This window comes from Paenibacillus sp. 01T47, assembly GCF_056398245.1.
In genome coordinates this window covers 218506-242071 of the sequence record NZ_JBFTPA010000008.1, presented here as the reverse complement: position 1 = coordinate 242071, position 23566 = coordinate 218506, and the positions used below count along the sequence as shown (strand labels likewise).

Below are 23566 nucleotides of genomic sequence, written 5' to 3'. Positions count from 1 at the left end.
TTTTAAAAGAAATGTAAACTTATCGAGTAATTCCATTATCTTAAAGAAAGCCTCAAGCTCCACATTATAAATGCGGATCTTGAGGCTTAATATCAATTTAAATAGGAAGTAGAGATTAACGAAGCAATTGAAGAACGCCTTGTGGTTGTTGGTTAGCTTGTGCAAGCATAGCTTGTGCAGCTTGTGCAAGGATGTTGTTCTTCGTTTGGTTCATCATTTCTTTCGCCATGTCTACGTCACGTACACGCGACTCAGCAGCTGTTAGGTTCTCAGAAGAAGTGTTAAGGTTGTTGATTGTGTGCTCAAGACGGTTTTGGTAAGCACCAAGTTTCGAACGCTCGCCAGAAACTTTCTCGATAGCATTGTTAATTGTTGTAATTGCTGTATTAGCAGATGTAGCGTTATTAACATCAATTTGGTTAACACCAAGAGCAGATGCACGCATGTCACCAACAGAAACATACATGTTTTGACCTTCGTTTGCACCAATTTGGAAATTCAAACCACCATTAGCTGTAACCGATACGTTTGCTGTAGTAGCAGCTGTACCATTAATTTGCAATTGCAAACCTTTTTGGGCTCCACTTTGAATAGTAATTGTATTACCTTCAGCCGTGTATGAAGTACCAGCAATTGTAATTGCTGCGTCTGTACCAGCAGCTAGAGTAGTGTCAAGACCTGCAAATTGACCAGTTACACCAGTTATACTCAACTCTGCCTTGCTGCCAACTGTTGAAGAAGTCAGCGTCAAAGCTCCACCAACAAAAGATGCTTTAACACCGATATTAGCATCGTTAATTTTATCAAGTACATTTTGACCAGTATCAGTCGTTCCAAATGAGAATGTAACGCCATTTACAGTCATTGCACTTGCTGCAGTAAGTACTGCGCTTGTAGTAAAGGTAGTAGCAGTCGAGTTGCCTTGGGCTGCTGTTGCAGCAGTAGTAGCAGTAATCGCTGTCAAATTACCAACTTTAGTATCTCCAGATCCACCTAGAATGGAAACGTTAGCAGCGTTTGCTCCACCAACAGTACCTGTTACAGAAGCTCCACCATTAAGAAGTTTCTTAGTATTGAACTCAGTAGTAGTACCAATACGATCGATTTCAGCTGTAAGCTGGTTGATCTCTTTTTGAAGCTCACCACGGTCAGAAGCAGTGTTAGTGTCATTGGAAGATTGAACTGCCAATTCACGCATACGTTGCAAGATCGAGTGAGTTTCGTTCAAAGCGCCTTCAGCAGTTTGAATTAGAGAGATACCATCTTGTCCGTTTTTGGAAGCCATGTCCAAACCACGGATTTGACCGCGCATTTTTTCGGAAATTGCTAGACCAGCTGCATCGTCACCTGCACGGTTGATGCGAAGACCAGAAGACAATTTCTCGATGGATTTGCTAGTTGCTGCAGTGTTAGTAGACAACTGACGGTGAGTGTTAAGAGCTGCGATATTGTGGTTAATAATCATTAGTATTTCCTCCTTGAAATTTTCGTATTTCCGCATCCTTGCGGAAGCTTACGATAATAGTTCGGCCGTCCTATTATCGCGCTATTATATTTATCGGATTTCTCCATCAATTGTTTATAGCTTATATTTAAAAAAACAATTATTTTTTAAAAAATTTTGATACATCCTCAATGGATACCGCACTAGTTGCTGCCGCACGATTTTCTGCTTGTATCGCCATATATATTTCTTTGCGGTAGATGTCCACTTCCTTCGGTGCCCGTATGCCTAGTTTAACATTATCGCCTTCTACGCCGAGTACGATGATTTCAACATTCGCACCGATCATGATAGACTCATTACTTTTGCGTGATAAAACGAGCATGGCTTTTCATCCTCCTTAGGTTCGATTGAGTGGAGCGCGCGAGCTGTATGTATTATCGTGAAGAATTAGCTGTTTGCCTGCTAATGTTCTTTTATTCAAAATGATCGGAGCAAGCAAATTAATTGTTGCATTAGCAAAATCTGTGGATATGGTTATAACAGACCAAACCTCGACATCCTCTTCACCGTTAATACTTAGTTCTTGTTTCACGGTTTCCGGGAGTTCCCATTCATAATCTGGATAAAATAAAAATGGACTCGCAACGAGCAACGATATCGTTTCGTCCTCAGAAGCCTTCATAAGCTTCATTGGAAGGTCGTTTCCTACTTCTTCGAATACAAAGTCATTCAAATGCTCGAAACCTGGAATACCTTGTTCAAATTGATAAATTAACTGTTCTGTATTCACTTCATAACCCCCTATTAGGATTCCTCATTTATTAAAAATAAAAACTATAGATCTCATGCGTCGTGCGCAAATGATCTATAGTCTAAAAAAACAGTAACGTCTAAATAAGCTGATCGAGCTGTGGTGGAATAATCTCCACTTTAGGATATTGGCTCATATAAATGTCCAGCTTGCCGCGCTCATATTCATGAATAGGCTTGTTCACTTGAACATTAAGATCGACTCGACCTGGAGTGGTATCAATCGTGAGTTCACCTGGAATATACTCGATATCAATATTATCATAGGAAGCTTCCCCACGGAAATCATATTCAGGAAAAGTTCGTTTCCAATCCCTTGCCATTTCTGCAATGGGATTTCCGCCTAAATGAATCGAGGCCATTTGATCGCCCTTCTCCACAATCCGTGCAATGCCTTGCAATGCAATATCAGAAGCCATTGAATATATTTTGCTCATCGTTTGCAAATTGTTCCCAAGCGCTAACGCATCCCATACTCGATCTTGATTAATTTCAAGTCGTCCTTTGGTGGTTTGAAAATGTTGCTCTGGCCTGATTTGCTCCATATCTACAGTAGCAGCAGGCTGCTCAAGACGCTGTTTGCCCATATCGGCATCAATAAAGAGCGCGGCATCCTGCGTACGAATCTGAATCTGAGGAATTTGCATGTTAATCTCCACCTATCTCAAGAAATCAACCAAGCTTGGACGTATAAGCTGTGCTCCAACAGATAGGGAAGCCTGATATACATTTTCCTCTGTCTTCATATTCGTAATCACTTCTGCCATATCTGCATCTTCCGTTTTTGCCTGTACCGTTTTTAAGTTAATTTCAATATCCGAAAGCCGATTTTGAACAATATCGATGCGATTTACTTTTGCCCCTACTTCAGCCCGTTTCGTAAGCATCGTATTCATACGGCTCTCTACCTGCCCTATCAATTTAGAAATTCCATCTTGATCGCTGGAACTAAGCATATCATTTGCTCGTTGAAGCAGTAAAAAGACATTGTCACTGCTCTCTATTTCCGCTTTTGTTGCCGTAGGAGATATACCCGCCCCAAAAACTTCGTTGCCTGTAATGTTTATTCCCAGCTTCATTCCTGCGGATAGTTCATATTTAATTGAACCGTTATCCGAGCTGACTTGGTATGCTTTTAACAAAGGCGGATCAACTGTCAAATCAGTTGTACCGTCTACCCCCATCGTTGGATAAGGCTTCTCACCGGTCATTTCACCATTAAATACTTGTTTTCCGTTAAATTGACTATTTCCGATTTCAACCATTTGGTTATACATTTGTGACATTTCAACTTTAATCGCATCAAGGCTTGTTTGTTCAAGTGTTCCATTGGCACCCTTGACTAAAAGCTCCCTAACGCGCTGCATAATATCTCCTGCTTGACCAATAGAAGTATCCGTATATTCCAGCATAGATAAAGCAGAACTTACATTTTTGGAATATTGGTCATTAGAATCAAGTTCACTGCGATAGCGCAGTGCAAAAGTGATACCAACTGGATCATCTGATGGTTTGTTAATCTTCATACCCGTCGACAGCTGGTTTTGCAAATTATTCATACGTCCCATATTGCTTGTAATGTTACGAAGCAACTGCGTATTCATCATTGATTGCGTTACACGAAACGACATAATGTCTCACCTCCGCTTTAAAAATTATAGTCCTACTCGGCCCATCCCATTAATAACTCTATCTAAAATTTCATCAATCATCGTCATATTTCGAGCAGCTGCATTGTATGCATGCTGGAACTTAATCATGTTGGACATTTCTTCATCTAGCGAAACTCCGCTAACCGATTGTCTGCGGGATTCAACTTGGTCGACGATAATTTGTTGATTCGCTTGCATACGAGTTGCTTCCGCTGCCTGTACACCTAGCTGGCCCACAACAGAACGGAAATAAGCATCAACCGTGTTTTTATTTTCACCTGTTCCTGCGTCGAAGTCGAAACGAGTATCTCTCATTTGTGAGAAAAGGACAGCCAAAGAGTTGTTACCGCTTATAACTGACTCTGAACCATCTGCATTCGTAGCCACTCTCATTGATGTGGCAATCAAATTGGAATTCGCGACAATAGCTGGGTTAAGTGTTATGTTTCCGGCATTCAGCCCAGTAGTTCCACCCGCAGCATCTGTAAAGAAAGGCAAGCCCGCTTCTTGTCCCGCCAATGAGTATCCAAGCTGATGCAATCCATTCAAACCTTTTACCGTTACTTTTGTATCTTCGTTCAGTGTACGATTTGTGCCTGTATAGGTTACGTTATTCAATACTGTTCCTTCTGGCAAAACAGATCCTTTAGGCAGCGTAACCTCAAACTCGCCATTCGCCATCGTTTGAACGAGATTATTGAGTTCTCCGATGTACCCCTCGACGTAATGATCTCTTGCATATATCGTTCCATAAATAGCACCGCTATTTAAATCACCATTAGCAACCGCTGTAGTAATTGCTGCTGAATCCAGAGAAGCAGTAGCTGTTCCTTGCACCAGCTCCGTACCGCCCATCGTAATGCGGTAGCCGCTCTCTTGGTCTTCTACGCGAATATTGATTAATCCCGAAAGCTGATCTGTAATCAGGTCACGCTGATCCCGCAAATCATTTGCGTTATCACCTAAGCTTTCAACCCGTCTAATCTCGCCATTTAACTGGGCGATGCTCGTTGTAATCGAATTAACCGTATTTAAGTTAATCTCTACATTTTCCGTCAAATCCGCTTTTAAATCGCTGAGCTGCTTAGCTGTGTAATTAAAAGAATCCACCAATGCCATCGTTTGTTCCATAACGACTTTGCGGCCATCCGCATTCTCAGGGTTTTTGCTGAGGTCTGACCACGAATTCCAAAAATTCGAGATCACCGTTCTAAGGCCCGTGTCGCTTGGTTCATTAACGATACCCTCTAATTTAGAGAGCGTGTCGAGCTGAACTGAGAAATTACCCAGTGATTTATATTCATTGCGATACTGATTATCCAGAAACTTCTCTCTAATCCGAGTGATAGAAGACGCCTCAACGCCTGTACCAAGCTGACCAGCTGCTGTTGATTTGGAGAAACCAACCGCGTCTATCGGTCTTGATGCAGTCATATTCACCACTTGGCGTGAGTAGCCTGCCGTATTCGCGTTTGAAATGTTGTGTCCAGTTGTATTCAGAGCAGACTGAGTAGTGAATAAGCTGCGCCTTGCCGTTTCTAAGCCATGAAAAGTGGATGCCATCGTATATTGTCCTCTCTTGTTACGTTTTCATATTAAAGCGGCCATTACGATTTAAGGCCATGCCTTGAACAGCACGATGATAGGTCGCTTCTTCCTCAGTCGGACCAAGCAGCAAATCTTGCGTAAAATGCAAATGCTCCAGAGTCATCCTTACGAGCTGTTGATTGAATTCGTTAATATCTTGAAGTTTCTTAAGTGCTGCCGACAGCTCATTCCATATCGCCTGAAGCTGCTGCTTCTCATTCGCTTGGTATACAGCCTGTATGAGCTTCTCCATTTTGAACGAACGATGGGCAGTCAGCTTCTGATCAAGCATATATTTCCCTATCAAAAAGATACGCTGCTGCTCCAGTTCCATGATCCGCTGAAGACTCTTCTTCTCTTTGCTTGAAATATACGAGAGCGTCTCTACTTGGTTCACTGTAATAGCCGACGTCTTCGCGTTGCCGTATTCAATTAGCTGCAGGTGCTCGTCTAAAAGCTCTTGCAAAATCACGATGATTTGCTGGATGTACTCATTCATTTAGAGGATTACTCCTTCAGGAAGGGAAGCAGCTTCTCGGCTATCTTGCCAGCTTCCACATGATAGTTGCCTGTTGCTACCGAACGCTTCAGCTGCTCAATATGTTCTGTTCTGTCCGCTCCGCTTGCTTTGCTTGTCGATAGCAATTCCTTAGCTGCAGCAGAGATTTGGACTTCGTCCTTCTGCTTAGCCTTGTCTGTCCCGCCTACTCTGGACTCCGAATGCTTCTGGTATGGATTAAGTGCTCCGATACGATTCGTCTCATTTATTTTCATTGTTTACCCACCTCATTATTTACAGGAACTAAAAAAGCCGATTACCTTTACAAGTATTATCGGCTTCAGTCAAGTGAAATTTTATAGTCAACAAAATTTTAAATTAAATCATTTATCTTTGTATTTTTCTAATCCTTTATAAACACCCGTTGGATTATACGCACTCTTTAAATCTTCTTTCCTCGATATATCTTGGAACATTTGCTTCTTGTCCTTCTCGATACGGAAACGACAATTGTCACATAGTTGATGTTCACGAATCAGCGTTCCGCAGGATTCACAAGGGTATGACATATTTGGTGCATTCAAAATAGAGATGCGTCCCTCGCGTATGAACTTCGTAATTTGCTTAATCGAAACGCCAGTAGCATCCGATACCTCAGTTATAATTGAGCCTCTAAACTCACGCAAAAAGTTTGCGCAAAGCTCATACTCTTTATCAATATCTCGCATGCAAGATGGGCACACGTCTCTAAAGTTTTTTGCAAAAAGCTTACCGCAGCGAGGACAATTATCTAGGTTCATCGCTCTGAGCCCTCCTTTTTTTGTAAAACCATACTAGCTATTAGTTACATTCTAATCGATAGCACTAACTTTTTCACTATGAATCTAATTATTAGATCTATCAGCCTAGCTGGATTATGAACGAGCCCAGGTCAAAATATAGATATCGAGCGGAAGCTCCACATAACGGTGCAGAGCCTTAGAGCAGGCTTCTGCCGTGCTTCCAGTTGTGTAGATATCATCGATTAAAAGTATACGAATAGCTCTATCGTATAGATGCTTTTTGCTATGGGATTCAGAGGCTAATAAGCTCAAATTGTTCGTATTCACTTCAAAAAGAGATTGCGTATCGCGCATTCTTTCGGAGCGCGTTTTGAAGCTCTGCTTCTCTGAATGTCGCGAACGAATGAGCAATTCCATAAGCGGCAGCTGAAAACGCCTCGCGATGTGGCTGGCGAGCTGCTCCGCTTGGTTGAACCCCCGATCTGCTGCTCGTTCTTCACTTACAGGAACGTAGGTAACAGCATCCCAGCAGTCTGCTATCGATATTTTTGGTTTGCGGCTGCTGCTGCTTGCCACGATAGACTGTTGAATAATTTCAAAGGTCATCGCCTCGAATGCAGGCAAGAGCATGTCCCCGAGCAAAGGAGCAAGCCGCTCATTGCCCCTATATTTGTACAAGGCGAGCATCGCTCGCATGGCTTGATTATAATGAACCGCGCTGCGGTTGCATATGAATGCGCTATGCGGACGACGTATGCAGTCTTCGCATGGGATGCCGCGCCCGCATCTACGGCAGGCGATGCGGGTCAGCCATGGTATTGCGGAGAGGCACGCTCCGCAAAGGGATTTGCGAAGCTGGGTCGTCAGCTTCACGTGGTTGTAGCTGCTCGCGCTGCGAGCCTCGCTTTGCGGTTTGCCGCATAGGAGACATGCGGCAGACGTTGGAGCGAGCAGCTGCGCGGATGTGGTGAAAGCGGATTGCAGACGCTGCAGCCATGCTCTTGGCGAGACGTTCATTTTGGCGAGCCTCCTTTTGATGCGGGGAGCAAGTAGCCTTGCTTGCGAGCCATGCGGTTCATCGTTTGAATATGGCGTACCGCCTGCAGCTGTGGTCGATTGCGATCATGGCTGCAAAAGTACACACGACCGAATGGATCATCCGCAGAGCGGCCTGCTCTTCCAGCCATTTGAACCAGTGAAGCCTCGTCAAATAACCTTCCGTCCGCGTCGAGAATATAGACATCGCTTTTAGGAATCGTTACGCCCCTCTCTAGAATGGTAGTTGTGACTAGAACTCGTATATCCCGTGAGCGAAAACGCTGCACCTTCTCCGTTCGTTCTTCATCCTGTGAAGAGGTTGCCGCAACAACAGCATGTGAAAGAGCAGCACGCAGTAAAGCCGCCATAGGCTCGGTTTGAGCAATTTGCTGCACGAATACAAAAAGCTGGGCACCGCGATCAAGCGATGACCGCATGGCTGCTAAGAGCTTTGACGGCAGCTTGCGGTGCTGGAGCATCTGCTTTACTGTAGGCGTTTGTAGAAGCTTGGGTACGGGAAGCGGATGACGATGATAACGAACAGGTACTCTTGCATGAGGGAGCTTCCCGCGTTTTGCTGCTCTTTGCAGCTCACTAGGCGGCGTAGCGGACAGCAGCAAACGAGCAGCACCTGGCGCACAGCTCTTGTCTGCTGCAAAATGCAGCAGCGGGTCACCCGCAAAAGGAAACGCATCCAGTTCATCAACTACAACGAGATCAAAGCCTTGATAAAATCGCATCAGCTGATGCGTAGTCGCAAGCGTAATATCTCCGCTTTCCCAGCGCTGCTCACTACCACCGTATAATGTTACGACTGAAGCCTTAGGAAAAGCTCTCCGAATACGCGGGTCAAGCTCGATCACCACGTCACGGCGCGGTGTGGAAATCAGTGCCTTTCCACCGCGCAGCAGGACAGACTCCACAAGCGGAAAAATCATCTCCGTCTTGCCCGCTCCTGTTACAGCCCAAAGAAGAAACTCTCTCATCTGGCGCTGCTTGTCCAGCTTTGATAAAGCCGCATCTATCGGCGGCTTTTCCACAAACTGCAGCGCCTTAGCTGCTGCAGCTGTCTGCGCAGGGCTAAGCCCCCATTTATCAAGCCGCTGTTCATACGTCAGCGGCCTCAACCCCTTACCAGAGCCGCGAACCGTCGTCTCTGCCCAATTCAACCCCGCGCGCTGCCCCGTAATAAGCAGCTCACATTCCCGGCTTCGCCCCATCCCAATGCACGCCATGCAATAGGCGCAGTGCCTCCCGCACGCTGCACATGCCGTGCGGTGCATTTGCGCCTCGCCGCTCCCACAGCGCAAACAGCTGCGCTCCCGCCTGCGGCGCCCCAAAGCGTCCAATCGCCCGCCACCCACGGCGGCTATTGATCCGCTCAGGCGCACCTGCCCGAGCAGCGAAGCAAGCTGGAGCAATTCTCTCCAGCTTGACGCGGCACCGGGACAGCTTGCGCTAGACAACAGGGCGTGCGCCTCGCTTCGCAAAAGCGCACGTCCCTGCAGCATACCCGCGGCAAGCTTCGCTCCTGCCGCAAACTCTCCCAGCTCTTCAGCGCTATAAACTCCCGCCTCCTCGCCACCCACACGCTTAGCGCTGCTACGCTTTTCACCATTATTCGCAATCGCTTCTCCTCCGATTTCCCCAACCACAGCGCCCCTTACCTTCTCCCACCTCTCCACTAAACCAAAAAGCCTCTCTATCGCCAACGCTCCTTTCCGCTTCCCTCGGCTACCCAAAAAGCGCCAACGACTCCCCAAACTAATCTTGCCATTATGAACTGCTTGCTCTACTCCACCACTGTATTTCCGATAATTTCTCTCCAGCTCGCTAGATTTCTGATTACTACTATTCAACCCGCCAGTTGCTGCATCTCCACCCGCCCCATCAGCTTTTGCTTCCTCCGCACATGCCGCCAACAGCTCAATCGCCTCATAATCAGCATTCCGTCCCCCCTCATTTAAGCTTTTACTCGCGTTATTTCTGCCGCCATTGCCACGTTTTATAGCCGCATCCCAAAGCTCCACTGCAATACACGCATCCCCGAGCGGCAGTTCTTCTTTTAGCAGCCATCCCTCCTCTGCGATCTCGTTGTTCAAGAATCCCGCTTCACCAAACGCTCCATGCATCCAGAAGTATTTATCCACCATTGCTTTGATAGTCAGTCGAGCCTGCCAGCATCCATTCACTTTCACAACATACAATTGTGCCCTCATCTCTATTCGCTCCCTTGACACTTTATAGAACTAATTTCATTATTCATCTGTTAAGTTAAATACAGCCTCTCCCTTCCCAGACAAATTGCAAGCACTGTAAACAAAAAAAAGCACACCCAACAACGCATTTGCGTTATTGAGTGTGCTTCACTCCGACTATTTCATTACCGTAGAGTATATACTAAAATGGCATTTTCGACAAATCTGTCGGATTTTGCAAATCAATTAGCACCGCATGATCGGAAAGCGACACAACTCCTTCTGCCTGGAGCAGCCATAGCAGCTGAGTTCCATCCACACCCTCTGTTTGAGAGCGCTTACCGTCTTCGCTTCCAGACAACGGGTTAGATCCATTAGAGTGAATCCTGACCTCATCGCCCCTTCTAGCTAATCGTTCAACAATAGCCAGTGTCTCCTCTGTAACCCCTTGATCTACGATCGTCAAACGAACGTTTTTCCCCATTCGCCGAGAGAAAGAAAACAGCGAACGTACATACCATTCCATATTGTTTTGCTGAACGTCAGCTACGAGCACATAATGCTTGCTGGATTGCTGGCGCCCTCGCCAAATTCGATACGCCAGATGCACCGACAATGCAGCCAAAGCATAACAGCCAATAACAAGAAGTAGAAGTTCAAACATGGCGGCCACCTCCTCTTTGTGACACTATATGCCATGAAGAGCCCACTGGTTCCGCAATCAAGGGACAAGGTGACAAAATGTGTGTTATGCCAAAATTATATCCTGCTTTATGCTGATTATTAGTCATTTTCTGACAAAGAAACACCCTTGAGCAATTTCCAATACATGTTATCATTTTAATATGAAAGCATGCATATCTAACCGGTGCACGCATATAGAAAGGGAGAGTGGATTTTCACAATCAAAATAACTAGGGAAGCGATGAAGTATAATCTACAATTGGACACTTGGATTATATGGAGCTAGTAGTGTAACCGGCCCTCTTGGAACCCCACTACGTATCTAAGAGGAGAGTGAAAGATGCGTTATTTTAGGAAAAAAATCAGTTTAGCCCTGGCTCTGTTATTAATTTTTTCGTTGTCGCTTAGTTCCATTGCCATGGCCGAAGGTGATAGCAATCAAGGTACGAATGCTGCGGCACTCGTAGATGAGAATAGCTGTCCACAGTACTCATCAGATCGCAAGGATGTCATTGCCACGCATTCCAATATCGTAGTCAATAATAACGGAACAGCTACCGCTACGTTCCAGACGCTAAAAGATTGTGTTAGAGTCAGCTTCTCCGGCTATGAAGGCCCTGCTGACTGGGCACCTGGACCCGGCGATACAACCATTCCATACAACAAGCAAACATTTTTTGAGGGACAGTCTATTATATATCCAAAAGCAGGTACTTACTCCGTTACGATTAACATTCCAAAATGTTTGCCTTATCAATTAGATATCTATAGCGGAGATTTAATTAAAACATTAGGTCCCGGCGCTCATGGTGACAAAATTTTAGCATGGAATCTAAAGCTTTCGAACAGCTGTACGGGCAGTATCATCATCAATAAACATTTAAATGATGTCGAGGGCGCTCCTCATGCAGGCATTACCTTCGAGCTTTGGAAAGACGGTAAATTAGTCAAAAGCGGTGTTACCAATAGTGACGGTATTTTGCAATTCAACGAATTACCTATCGGTACCTATACATTAAAAGAATTAACCTTAGATGGCTTTACCACCGATTTAGTGGCTACCCAGCAGATCGTAGTAACCACAGATAACTCTGTGCAAAAAGCAGTTATCAATACGGCTAAGCTCAAACTTGAAACAGCCTGCTCCGCCGATCCAAATAAAACAAGAACATGGAAAGTAAGTAACGAGAGTAACATCGAGGTTTCTTATTCATGGGAAATTCCGAATTCCACTCAAACAGGAAACGGCGTAATACCTGGAAAAGGTTCCGTAAGCTTTTCAACAAATACGGAGCTCGTCAGCCCAACTGATCCACAAGCTGTACCTAATACGCTGAAGATCCATTGGGGCAAGGAGAAGGAGCTTTCACTTGTGAATGAAGGCGAAACCTGCTCTACGCCTACTCCAACACCGTCATCGACACCTGAGACTACACCTACTGCTACACCAACTCCTACACCTGAGACTACGCCTACAGTTACACCAACTTCTACACCTGAGAGCACGCCTACAGCTACACCAACTCCTACACCTGAGAGCACGCCTACAGCTACACCAACTCCTACACCTGAGAGCACACCTAACACTACACCACCTTCCACACCTGTGAGCACGCCTAACAACACACCTACTGCTACAACTACGGTAACGACAACACCTACATCGTCACCTGAAGCAACACCAATTGTTGAAATTGATGATGAAGATCCACCTGTTGGAGGAGTTACTGAAGGTGGAGAAGGCGAGCCGCCAATCGATCCTGTTGTTGCTGTAGATGAAGATCAAGTCCCGCTTGCTACTCTGCCAAAAACAGGCGAAAGCAGTCCGGTTCCTTATTATCTCATCGGGGCATTTGCCCTTTCAGCGGGATTCATTTCTCTTCGCAGACAAAAACAAAGAAAATAGTTAAGATTATATGTTTCACCACGCACTCTTAGGCTGGTTTTATACAGCTTAGGAGTGTTTTTCTTTAACACAGGCACTGCAAGGCAACTTTATATGCAAACAAAAAACCCCGTATCAACCGATACGGGGTTTTGCTCGATATGTAAGTAATGATCAAAAAGGCTACTACAGTGTAACCCATCCATATTTGATCGATTGGATAACAGCTTGCGTACGGTCATCAACTTCCATCTTTTGCAAAATGCTGCTCACATGGTTTTTAACCGTCTTTTCGCTAATGAATAAAAACTCTCCAATGAGCTTATTGCTCTTGCCCTCTGCCATAAGCCTTAACACCTCTGCCTCACGGCGTGTTAATGGGCTTTCATCGCCAGCAACGAACTTAACTCCCGGTTCCTGAGCAGCTGCAGCACCTGAGACAATTCCCATCTCATCCAAATACGTCATACGGCGAAGCTGGTTAATGAGCTTGCCTGTCACTTTAGGATSGATATAGGCATGACCTTGGACAACGGAACGAATGGCGTTAATTAGCGATTCTGCCTCCATATCCTTCAGAAGGTAACCCGTAGCCCCTTTACGAAGAGTTTCGAATACATAGCTCTCATCGTCGTGGATAGATAAAATGATAACCTTAACATCAGGAAACATACTTTTCAATCGTTCAGTCGTCACGACACCGTTCTCTATAGGCATATTAATATCCATCAGGACAATCTCAGGAATGGTATGATTGCAAAACTCCAAAACTTGAATGCCGTCACCACATTCGCCGATAACTTCAAGATCGTCTTCCATATTTAGAATCCGCTTAAGTCCTTCACGAAACAGCTGGTGGTCATCCGCAAGTAAAATTTTGATTGTATTCATATTGCTTGCAGCTCTTTGGATCATCATCATCTTACTCCTTTCTAGATTCGGCAGTAGTAGGTATATCTATTATAATTTTCGTCCCTCTACCGGGATTTGAGTCTATATCCATCCTTCCCTCTATTAGCTCAATGCGTTCTCTCATCCCTACCAATCCAAAATGTGCGTTTCGAGTAGCATCCTGCTCGATTAAATCGCTGTTAAATCCAACGCCGTTGTCTTGAATTACGAGTGAAATATGCTGTGGCTGATAGTTAATCTCGAGCATTACATGTGAAGCGCTCGCATGTTTTAGTGCATTGGTAAAAGCTTCCTGAACTAAGCGGTATATCGCCGCTTCCATTGCAGAGGGCATCCGAGTTTCTTTACCTATAAGCTCGAATACGGTATGTATTTTTGTTTTCTCTTCAAAATCCTGAGTGAATTTTCGAAGAGTCGGCACAAGCCCTAAATCATCCAACGCCATCGGACGCAAATTAAATATAATTTTGCGAATTTCCTCAAGGCCGGAGCGCACTTGTCCTTTTAAATCTACTAATTCTTCCTGCACCATCACAAATTCCTGCTTGATTAGCATACGTTCTGCAATTTCTGTTCGAAGAACGATATTTGCGAGTGATTGCGCGGGACCATCATGGATTTCCCTGGCGATCCGTTTACGCTCTTCCTCTTGCGCCAAAATAATTTTCAATCCCAGCAGCTGCCTAGTTTTGGCAGACTCAAGAATACGAGTAACCTGATTAAGATCACCCGATAAATATTCAAGTACGACATTTATTTGCGAAGCAATCGTTTCGGCACGCTCGATTGAATTTTCTACATTTCGAACACGTTTTTGCAAATCATCTCGACGTGCTTTCAAGTAGGATTCCTTCTCGCGGTACACCATCAAATCCAACTGGATTTGTGTAGCCTTCTCATAGGCAGACTTAATGTCATCTTCCTTGTATCGCACGAAATCCCGGCTCACTTCTGTCAGCCTTATACGCGCACGGCGATAGTCTTGCTCCAGCTGGTCAACCTTGTCAATTGTCTTCACCGTTTCTTGAAGGACAATTTCAAGCTCCTGCTCGAGTGATTCTAGCTCCGTGCGCGCGGATTCACATATTTCATAAATCTGGTATTTGCTGTCTTCCATCACTTCGATTGCGTTTTTAATGACTCGATTTATATCGACTGTAAGGTGGTCCACTGTAGATCGGCAACCTTTCTATATTAAAGGTTAATCTACTCTATCATACCACAGATTGGATATATTTCGTCCATCGTTAATCGATGGTAATCTTTTTCGCTTTCCCATCATACCCGACCTTTAGGCCTAGTTTCTCTGAAAATAAACGGACCGGAATGAGCGTCCGATTATTACGAACGATAGGCGTAATATCTGAAGATTGCAGAGCGCCATTTAAAATTAGATCCTTTTTGCCGAGCGTCATTTCCATCAGCTTATTGCCGCGAAGAACGGTGACTTGTCCCGTTTTTCCGTCAAATAACAGCTTCGCTCCCATGGCATCGGATACGAACCGGACAGGTACAAATGTTGTTCCATTCAAAACGATGGGTGCTGAATCAAGCGTAATCGCTTTTCCATTAACCGTCGCAGCAGATTTGCCTACAGTCATTACGACCTTAGTTTGTGAATCAACCGTTACGGAAGGCGGATATTGAAGCTTCATATTATCTAGTCCAATAGAACCTGTTGCAGAACGCTCATCCTGTCCTTCGGCGATCGTCACAACGTAAATTCTTTTTAGTTTAACAGGGAATTTCATCCCTACAGAGGATAAATTCATCTTCACATTCTTCCAGCCGCTCCAATCAAGCTGTTTGGCAAGGTCGATAAGATGTGCTTTGCCATCCGCATCAATGAATTCTGCGCGCACCCAGTTCAAGCTGTTATCGCCATAAAGATCAACCGTCATGGAAGTAGGTGAACCCTCAATCGCGCGACCGTTTGTATTAAATACTACATACGATGCTTTAGTTCCCGTGCCGTTTGTGAAATCATAATCAAGCTTTAATGCTTTCGAAGAAGCTTGTCCTTGGAAATCGGATACCAAGCTTACGCTCCCTGTTGTTGTCGCAGGCGTGACCTGTGATGTAATGGGATAGGTCGATTTTTCAAAATCCTCAAAGGTGCTCACTGCTTCCCCTTGTGTGAATGGAATCATTGTCGGAAAACCATCATAACGAGCAATGGCATACCCGGTGCTTGTACCTGCGTTAACCGACTGCACAGTTAAGTTGTCGCCACTTCTAGATGCAGTAAACCCAACAAACTCCCACTTCACGGAGTCAGCGCTAAGCTTATATGAATTTCCGTTTTTCAGCTTTACAGTAAGCGGAACAGAAATCGTTGCTCCTTTTGCCAGCACACCTGCATTCGTATCAATGGAGAGCGATGCAATTTGATCCTGTCCAATCACTTCAATTTCTTGTTTGGTAGAGATCGCTCCTGATTTCACAGTGAGATTCGTTTTACCCGCCTTTGTGGCAGTGAATTCATTGCCTTTGAACGTGCCAATGGCTTTCTCGGTACTCCATACGGCTGCTGAATTATCTACTTCAAACGGGTTATAGTACGTATCATAGCCTTTTAATGAATACGACGATTTTTGACCGATAAACATAACATTAGCGCCGCTCACAGAAATGCCTTTCAACGAACCTGCTGGAGCAGTTGTGAATACGCCTATGCCGTTTGCAACACTTCTTTGGGTGGTGCCGTATTGCGTAGGATGCGACAGCTTCAAATCATTTGTTCCCAGTGGACGCTCGATCATCGTTGTAGAACCGCCGCCATCCAGATTGACACCTTTATATACGCCCAGCTGCAGCATAATTTGCTGAAGCTCCTTCAAGTTTACACCCGTGTTCCCGCCGCTGCGCTCACTCGTGATGAGATATACTTTAGTGCCATCCTGTGAATAACCAACCGCTGAACGAGAAGTATAGGAAGAGCCGCTTACTCCTGTAATATCGCGTGAGAATGGAGCTACTGCGCCCGCATTGACTAATAATGTATGACCGCCTGCCATCATTTCAAATGAGTTCGGATCAACCTTCGCTCCTGTCGTTTGCGAAACGAGCGCATAATCCGCATTGATCGTTTGCCCAACCTGTAAATGCTCCTTCACATAATTAGCAGCAAGGCCATGTGACCGGAGTATGTATCCATCAGCAGGTGCTTGACCTGCGATTGCTTTATCGATTGAAATCTCCTCAATTACGCCATTGCGAACTAATACTTCGGTAGGCGTGGAGCCTGAGTTTTTCGGGCGCTCTGTACCGCCCCAAGCACTTGTATAGATATACATCATATTGACATGGCTATAATTAGAGCCTGTTGTCTCCGGAATATAAGCAGATTGGTTAAGCCCTTCTAGCGGGAAGGTAGAGCCATCTGCTGCCGTTACTTGGCCATTGAAGCTATAGTTGTCAATCATCGGTTTGCGGTCTTTAGAAACCGAGAATGCGTACATCCCCTTCAGCTTTGCAGGACTAGACATAAACATGCCGCTCGCGATTTGCCCGCCAAGCGGGGCACCCTCATTACCCATTACGAATACGTCTGCATTAATGCCAGCTACGGCTCCGTTTTCTTTTGTCATATTAAGTATTGTATTTAATTGACCTATGCTATTATTTTTTCCACTCATCGCATTTATGGATACGTAGGGATTTGTAAGATCGATTTCAATGACATGCACATCGGTTTGCACCTTGGAGCTGCCGCGTGTCGTTTGGAATACATAGTCAAGGCGCTTGGCACCTGCTGTTATAAATGATTGCTGCGACAGCTTAAGCGTAGGGTCAGCAGCTGCCTCTGCTGATTGAATGACTGCCGTCTGCCAGCTGCTAGGCAAGATTGAAGCTAAAGGCTGTACTAGCAACGCTCCACCTAATACGACGATTATGACCCGTTTTCCTATGCCTTCTGACTGCCGATCTATGATTTTTTGAAACTTACTCATTAGATTTACAACTCTCCCATCCATTAATCTATTAGTTATAGACTACAAGAGTAATAGAAAAGTTACGCATGATAGAAGACTGCTATCGCTTTCTATAGGGTGATAGATATCAGCTATGTACATCGTGGAAATGAATGACATAAAAAGAGCAGCTCGCCGTTTGGGCGAGCTGCTCTGCTTTGGTTCAATTATTACGATGAAAGGAATTTCACCTTCTGCAGCAAACGAAGAAGCATAACCGTTCCTTCTGCGCGAGTTGCATTGGTTTGCGGACTCAATGTTGTTGCTGTTTTACCGCTAATCACACCAATGTACACTGATTTCGCCATGTCTGTCTGCGCCCAAGCGCCAACCTTGCCTCGATCCGTATACTTCTTGAGATAAGTTGCGGCCGATTCTGGCAGCTGCACCGATAGACCAGCCACCTTCGCCGCTCTAATCATCATAACGGCCATTTCCTGACGTGTTATCGGGTTGTTTGGCTTGAAGGTGCCATCCGTATTGCCAGCGACGACACCAGCCGCTGAGGCGGCTCCAATATACGCCCCCATCGCTGTGTTGGCATTTACATCCTTGAACTTAGCTGCTGCACTCCTGTCGCTGCTTAGGCCAAGCCCTTTGGCGATGTAGGTCGCAAATTCACCTCGTGTAATTGCCTTCTCTGGTTCAAACTTCGTTGCCGAGCGCCCTTCCACGATAAATTTGCGCGACATGATATGGATAGCAGAAGCTGCCCAATGCTTCGATAGATCGGAGAAGCTGGATGAATTGCTAACAAGCGCATAAGCGCTGTTTCCTTTTCTTTTAAAAGTTGCTGTCGTCTTCCCGCCGCTTGTCGTAAGCTCGGTCGGAACATAGGAGAGCCCTCCTGTTGTTGGATCGAACCATACTACGGCAGTATTTTTAAAATCTGCATTTTGATACGTCTGGATTGTTCTTGAAACATAACCGCTAAAATCATTGAATGGCTTTTGAATCGACCCACTCACAGCATTAATATCAAAATGATAAGGACCTGCAAGCAAGCTCGTATTTGAGCTATTAATTTTTGTGCTGATACTTCCAGTTAGCGTTGATAACCCTTGGTCAATGCGAATGATTAATTGACCAGTCGCGCTATTACCGTTAAGTAACGTATTGATTTTCATATAATCTGCAGCATTTAATTGCAGCTCATACGTGACATCTCCATATTGAACAGCAAATATCGAATTCGAATTCAAGCGATACGCTGCGTCAAGCGCATTGATTGGAACAGCTACAATAGCAGCTCTCTCTGATGCTGGCACTTTAAAGGCTACACGCGGACTTGTTAAGCCAGCAGAGCGTGCTGTCTGAAAAGCTGTAAGAAGCTTATCATTCGATAAGGTATATCGGTTGGCTTGAACACCAGCAGGCGATACGTCGAACATTGTCGTCGCTGCCGTTGTTTTCAAGCCGATGCCGCCGCCATCAGACGTTTCAAAGTCACCTGATAACCCATCAAGTATCGTCGTTTGGTTCGCAGCGTTTATGTTCGTAAAGCTATTGATCGTTGAACCGCTGTTTGTTCGAAGTCCTGACGCAGTTGAATAGTAAGTTACTGAAACCGTCTCTCCTATGGCAAAAGGAGAGGTTAACGTTAGTATAACGGACGATCCGCTAACATCTACCCTCGATATCGATTTAACAGAATTACTTGCGTTAACAGCAAACTGAACAGTAGTAGGAACGTAGCTTGTATTTAATGATTCTGCAAAATTAATCGTAAGCGTAGAGCCTTTTGCAATGACGCCATAAATGTTGCCATTTTGCCCTCCGCTGCCTCCACCACCTGTGGTTACATTGTTAAACGAAGGTGCAGCATTGCCGGCAAGATCTGTTATTAACGTTACGGATGCCAAATAGGAAACTGCCGTAATCTGGCTTCCTGTTACTGCTGATGAAAGGGTTAATAAAACTGTGCTTCCAGAAATTCGAACCTGAATAACAGAGCGTGCAATATTATCTACCAGTACATAAAATTGCCCCACTGTTGGAACGCTTTGTGGATTTAAACTTTTATTATAGCTCAGCGTAACGATATTACTGCTCACGCTAATGGACTGAAGATTAGGTGTACCTGTGTCTGGCGTACTATAGAGGCTGTAGTTATTAAATGCTGCCAAATAGTTGCCTGCCGTATCACGAATGGGATACGTGCCCGGAGCATAGGTCACATAGACGTTCTGATAATTTTGTATAGATCCATTAATCGTTAACAAAATATTGCCGCCAGTGCTTGAGATCGAGGTTGTACTGTAATTCACTCCGCCAGCATTAACCGTAAATTGCAAATAGGCGTAGCTGTTCACAGTCGCTAGATCCTTGTTAAAAGATAAAGTAATCGCTGTACCCGAAGCATTCCCGCTTACAATGGTTGGTGCAGAGACATCTTTAGCACCTGATACGTCCTGATTTGCAATACTAATCGCTTCATTTCCTGAAGTATCTTGAATTGGGCTAACTGCTGCTTTGGAATATGAGAGCTTCACCACTTGTCCGGCCACAATAGGGCTCGATAATGTTAGAATGACTGTTTCTCCGCGAACTTGAACACCAACAACAGAACGGGGCGCCCCATTAACTGTCGTATAAAAGCTTCCTGTCGAAGGTACCGCGTGCACATTCAGATCCTCATTATAGGTCATCGTAATCGTTGATCCGCTCCACTCGAGCTTGCTTAATGTAGGAGCTGTTGTATCAGAACCAAATGATTGGAAAGTCCATTGATATTCATTTAATATTCCAGCAAAGCTATTGCCAGCCAAATCGGTTACTGCACTCGCATCAATCGTTACATAATAAGAAGTTTTTGCAGTAAATGGCTGTGTTGGCGCTATGACTAACACATTATTATTGTTGCCATCTACATAATAGTTTGCCGGGATCGGCTGCAGTGATTTGTCCCCAATTGGGTTAAATAGGATTGAACCCGTTGCACCTTTTTTTATCGGTTCGCTAAACGTTGCTGTAAAAGCTTGATTTAGCCCTACTGAAACCGCATTGTTAAGCGGGTTCAATAAAGAAAGCGTTGGTCTTACCGTATCTTGAGAAACCGTAAAAGACCAATACGTCGATGAGGATATTCCGGCAAAATGATTTCCTGCTGCATCACGAATAGCGCGATTGCCGATCATTACATAGTATTTCGTATTGTTTACGAAAGCTTTCTCAGACTCTCCGTTTATCGCTTTATTGGGGTCTATCGTTATCTGATAGGTACCGCCGCCAGTCACGCGTTCCGAAGTAATTGGAATCGTACGGAACAAAGATCCTGTTGCAGTTTCTCTTATTTCAATGACTCCGCTGCTTGGGAAGACCGGTTCATTAAAATTAATTTTGAGTAAAGAATTTAAGCTGGTGATAGATCCATTCGCTACCGGCAATAATTCTGTTGCAAGAGGCGGAGTGGTTTCATAGCCCGGGTCTGTACTAAAATTCCAAACGGATGCTCCAGCAATACCGTGATACCATTGAGATCCATTCGGATCTGTCTGGGTGAAGGCTCCAGCATCAATTAATACATAATAAGCTGTATTCGGTTCAAAGTTAGAGCTTGGAGTTATTTTTACTTGATTTTTGGTTACTGTAATTCTCGAAGAAAGGGCACTAAAACGCTCAAAAGTAGTATTATTGCTAATTCTGCGTATTTCAATATATTTGTCCGCACGTGCCTGTATAGCTTTATCAAAAGTGATAAACAGCTCTGAGTTTACTGGTATGGAAGTAGCATTATCTGCCGGAACAAATGGTGCAGCTACGTTAACCGGTGCTGCGTCCGTTGTAAAAACCCATGATGTGCCGTAATATAGGTTCCCCGCCGCATCTTGAAATGCAGTATCTGGAATTGTAACGGTGTATGCTGTATTAGGTTGCAGCGCAGCAGGAGGTTGAATAACGATTAGGTTCGTTCCGCTTCCTCTTACCGCGTTAGATGTAACAGCAATGGTACGGCTGTCCTCAACCGAGCTAATTTGAATGTTGCCACTTGCAACATAAACAGGCTCATTAAATGAAATCGTAATCGGTGTAGTCACCGCAATCGGAGCAACCGATGGCGACAAGCCCGTATGAGAAGGCCTGGTTACATCAACTTCAGCAACGGTACGAAAATTCCAGCTGCTAGCACTTTTTATACCGGCATAACCAACACCATTGGATTGATTAACAAAAGCACCGGCATCTACCAATATGTAATAATTCGTGTTTAAAGCAAAATTATTAGACGGATCTATTGTCACGACACGCTGCGATGAATCAATAGTAATTCGATTAGACGATAGAGGTATACTCTCTACCAAATTGCTTGTTGCATAGTCATAAATATTAATAGACGTTGAACTAGAGCCTTTGCTTACATTTTCATCAAAGGTCATCTTTAAATCAGCGGAGATCGATACGTTAATTAGATCGTCGGCTGGGCTTAAACTAAGTACGACGGGACCAGAAGCCGCCGCTGCCGCTTGCTGCGGGGCCGATGACCAGCCTGCTAAGCTTAATTGGAGCAACAGCATGACAGCGATAAACGAAGATAGCTTGCTCGTTCGATTCATTTCAATTCACTCCTCAAAAAATTACACTCGTACCTTATTTGTCGGTTTCTAAGCATGAAAAATTTAGGTTAAACTACTTTTTTGTACCGAATGAATAATAAAAAAGCCGTCCATGAAGTAGTCATACTACTTTGTGGACAGCTTTTTCAGCCTATAAAGGCTTTTATATTGTATATCGAATCTTAAACTCCGCTTTGAACGCCAGCGTCTGCTTTAAGCTTCTCCGCTTTGTCAACGCGTTCCCAAGGAAGATCAACATCTGTACGGCCGAAGTGACCATAAGCAGCTGTTTGTCTGTAAATTGGGCGACGTAGATCAAGCATTTTGATAATGCCTGCAGGACGAAGGTCAAAGTTGCTAGTGATGATATCAACAAGTTTATCTTCACCAATTTTGCCTGTTCCATACGTATCAACGTTAATTGATACCGGTTGAGCAACACCAATTGCGTAAGCCAGTTGGATTTCGCATTTGTCTGCAAGTCCTGCAGCTACGATATTCTTAGCTACATAACGGGCAGCATAAGCTGCTGAACGGTCAACTTTTGTAGGATCCTTGCCGGAGAATGCGCCGCCGCCATGACGAGCGTAGCCGCCATACGTGTCAACGATAATTTTACGGCCAGTTAGACCAGCATCACCTTGAGGTCCGCCAATTACGAAGCGGCCAGTTGGGTTAATGAAATATTTTGTATCAGCATCAAGCCATTCCACTGGAACAACCGGCTTAATAACATGCTCAAGAATATCTTGTTGAATTTGCTCAAGCGTGATTTCTTCCGCATGTTGTGTAGAAACGACAATAGTATCTACGCGAACGGGTTTACCATCTGCATATTCAATTGTAACTTGCGTTTTACCATCTGGACGAAGGTAAGCAATCGTCTCGTTTTTACGTACTTCAGATAAGCGGCGAGCGATACGGTGAGATAGCGCAATGGGAAGCGGCATAAGCTCAGGTGTTTCGTTTGTAGCAAAACCAAACATTAGACCTTGGTCGCCTGCACCGATATCTTCGTTTTCTTGCTTCATATCTTTGCCATCACGAGTTTCAAGTGCAGCGTTAACGCCTTGCGCAATGTCAGCGGACTGCTCATTGAGCGAAGTCAATACTGCACATGTGCTGGAGTCAAAGCCGTATTTGGCACGTGTATAACCAATTTCTTTAATCGTACGGCGTGCAATTGAAGAAATATCAATAAAATCAGCACGGCTGCTAATTTCACCAATAACAAGTACAAGACCTGTTGCTACAGAAACCTCACAAGCTACACGCGCGTATGGATCTGCTTCTAGAAATGCATCTAAGACAGCATCGGATATTTGATCACAAATCTTATCCGGATGGCCTTCAGTAACTGATTCTGATGTAAACAAATGGCGTCCTTTAACCGACATCCGTATCAACCTCCTACAACCTTAATATTAATAAGTGCGGACATTCTACACAAAAAATGAACCTTTTCCCGTAGGAAAAGGTTGTTTTACAACTCTTCTAAAACAGTATGATACCGAAAATGTCGCTTTGTGTCAATGGACGCCGGAA

General features: G+C 44.6%; 18 protein-coding genes and 1 riboswitch. Of the genes, 1 reads left to right on the top strand and 17 read right to left on the bottom strand.

What is annotated here, in order from left to right; genetic code table 11:
- Window positions 1-115 precede the first annotated feature (115 nt).
- The 12 genes from AC1DOV_RS18370 to AC1DOV_RS18315 all read right to left on the bottom strand — a co-directional run bounded on the left by AC1DOV_RS18370 (window position 116) and on the right by AC1DOV_RS18315 (window position 10677).
- Window positions 116-1465: a flagellin N-terminal helical domain-containing protein gene (locus AC1DOV_RS18370; RefSeq protein WP_477550687.1), complete on the bottom strand. Its 1350-nt coding sequence runs from the start codon at window positions 1463-1465 to the stop codon at window positions 116-118.
- Between the two features lie 139 nt (window positions 1466-1604).
- Window positions 1605-1829, bottom strand: coding sequence for a carbon storage regulator CsrA (gene csrA / locus AC1DOV_RS18365; RefSeq protein WP_430056973.1), 225 nt, complete (start codon window positions 1827-1829; stop codon window positions 1605-1607).
- A gap of 15 nt (window positions 1830-1844) precedes the next feature.
- Window positions 1845-2237, bottom strand: a complete 393-nt coding sequence (locus tag AC1DOV_RS18360; protein ID WP_441910219.1) for a flagellar assembly protein FliW — start codon at window positions 2235-2237, stop codon at window positions 1845-1847.
- Between the two features lie 100 nt (window positions 2238-2337).
- Entirely contained in the window at window positions 2338-2904 is a 567-nt protein-coding gene (locus AC1DOV_RS18355) for a DUF6470 family protein (protein WP_477550686.1), read from the bottom strand.
- Window positions 2905-2916: 12 nt separating this feature from the next.
- Complete coding sequence (flgL, locus tag AC1DOV_RS18350) at window positions 2917-3888, bottom strand: flagellar hook-associated protein FlgL (protein ID WP_477550685.1); 972 nt, start codon at window positions 3886-3888, stop codon at window positions 2917-2919.
- 24 nt (window positions 3889-3912) lie between these two features.
- Window positions 3913-5472 carry a flagellar hook-associated protein FlgK gene (gene flgK / locus AC1DOV_RS18345; protein ID WP_477550684.1) on the bottom strand — a complete coding sequence of 520 codons (1560 nt, stop codon included), beginning with the start codon at window positions 5470-5472 and terminating at the stop codon, window positions 3913-3915.
- Between the two features lie 19 nt (window positions 5473-5491).
- A complete protein-coding gene (locus AC1DOV_RS18340; protein ID WP_477550683.1) occupies window positions 5492-5995 on the bottom strand; it encodes a flagellar protein FlgN in 504 nt (167 codons plus the stop codon).
- Window positions 5996-6003: 8 nt separating this feature from the next.
- Window positions 6004-6270, bottom strand: coding sequence for a flagellar biosynthesis anti-sigma factor FlgM (gene flgM, locus AC1DOV_RS18335; protein ID WP_339205363.1), 267 nt, complete (start codon window positions 6268-6270; stop codon window positions 6004-6006).
- A gap of 108 nt (window positions 6271-6378) precedes the next feature.
- Window positions 6379-6795 (bottom strand): TIGR03826 family flagellar region protein, encoded by a 417-nt coding sequence (locus AC1DOV_RS18330; protein WP_477550682.1) that lies wholly within the window; start codon window positions 6793-6795, stop codon window positions 6379-6381.
- Window positions 6796-6909: 114 nt separating this feature from the next.
- Entirely contained in the window at window positions 6910-7794 is an 885-nt protein-coding gene (locus AC1DOV_RS18325; protein ID WP_477550681.1) for a ComF family protein, read from the bottom strand.
- Complete coding sequence (locus AC1DOV_RS18320) at window positions 7791-10034, bottom strand: ATP-dependent helicase ComFA (protein WP_477550680.1); 2244 nt, start codon at window positions 10032-10034, stop codon at window positions 7791-7793. The genes AC1DOV_RS18325 and AC1DOV_RS18320 overlap by 4 nt, the downstream gene beginning before the upstream one ends.
- Before the next feature lie 181 nt (window positions 10035-10215).
- On the bottom strand, window positions 10216-10677 hold the full coding sequence (locus AC1DOV_RS18315; protein ID WP_339205367.1) for a hypothetical protein: 462 nt from the start codon (window positions 10675-10677) through the stop codon (window positions 10216-10218).
- Between the two features lie 245 nt (window positions 10678-10922).
- A riboswitch (cyclic di-GMP riboswitch) is annotated at window positions 10923-11006 on the top strand.
- A 31-nt stretch (window positions 11007-11037) separates the two neighbouring features.
- On the opposite strand from AC1DOV_RS18315, the gene AC1DOV_RS18310 reads away from it, so the two are divergent.
- Window positions 11038-12603 (top strand): SpaA isopeptide-forming pilin-related protein, encoded by a 1566-nt coding sequence (locus tag AC1DOV_RS18310; protein WP_477550679.1) that lies wholly within the window; start codon window positions 11038-11040, stop codon window positions 12601-12603.
- 165 nt (window positions 12604-12768) lie between these two features.
- Here the strand turns inward: AC1DOV_RS18310 and AC1DOV_RS18305 are convergent, their stop codons facing one another.
- The 5 genes from AC1DOV_RS18305 to metK all read right to left on the bottom strand — a co-directional run bounded on the left by AC1DOV_RS18305 (window position 12769) and on the right by metK (window position 23418).
- Entirely contained in the window at window positions 12769-13497 is a 729-nt protein-coding gene (locus tag AC1DOV_RS18305; RefSeq protein WP_477550710.1) for a response regulator, read from the bottom strand.
- Window positions 13498-13504: 7 nt separating this feature from the next.
- On the bottom strand, window positions 13505-14665 hold the full coding sequence (locus AC1DOV_RS18300; RefSeq protein ID WP_477550678.1) for a sensor histidine kinase: 1161 nt from the start codon (window positions 14663-14665) through the stop codon (window positions 13505-13507).
- Between the two features lie 76 nt (window positions 14666-14741).
- A complete protein-coding gene (locus AC1DOV_RS18295; protein ID WP_477550677.1) occupies window positions 14742-17447 on the bottom strand; it encodes a stalk domain-containing protein in 2706 nt (901 codons plus the stop codon).
- A 191-nt stretch (window positions 17448-17638) separates the two neighbouring features.
- On the bottom strand, window positions 17639-22021 hold the full coding sequence (locus AC1DOV_RS18290) for an Ig-like domain-containing protein (protein WP_477550676.1): 4383 nt from the start codon (window positions 22019-22021) through the stop codon (window positions 17639-17641).
- A gap of 182 nt (window positions 22022-22203) precedes the next feature.
- Window positions 22204-23418: a methionine adenosyltransferase gene (metK, locus tag AC1DOV_RS18285; RefSeq protein ID WP_477550675.1), complete on the bottom strand. Its 1215-nt coding sequence runs from the start codon at window positions 23416-23418 to the stop codon at window positions 22204-22206.
- Window positions 23419-23566: the final 148 nt, after the last annotated feature.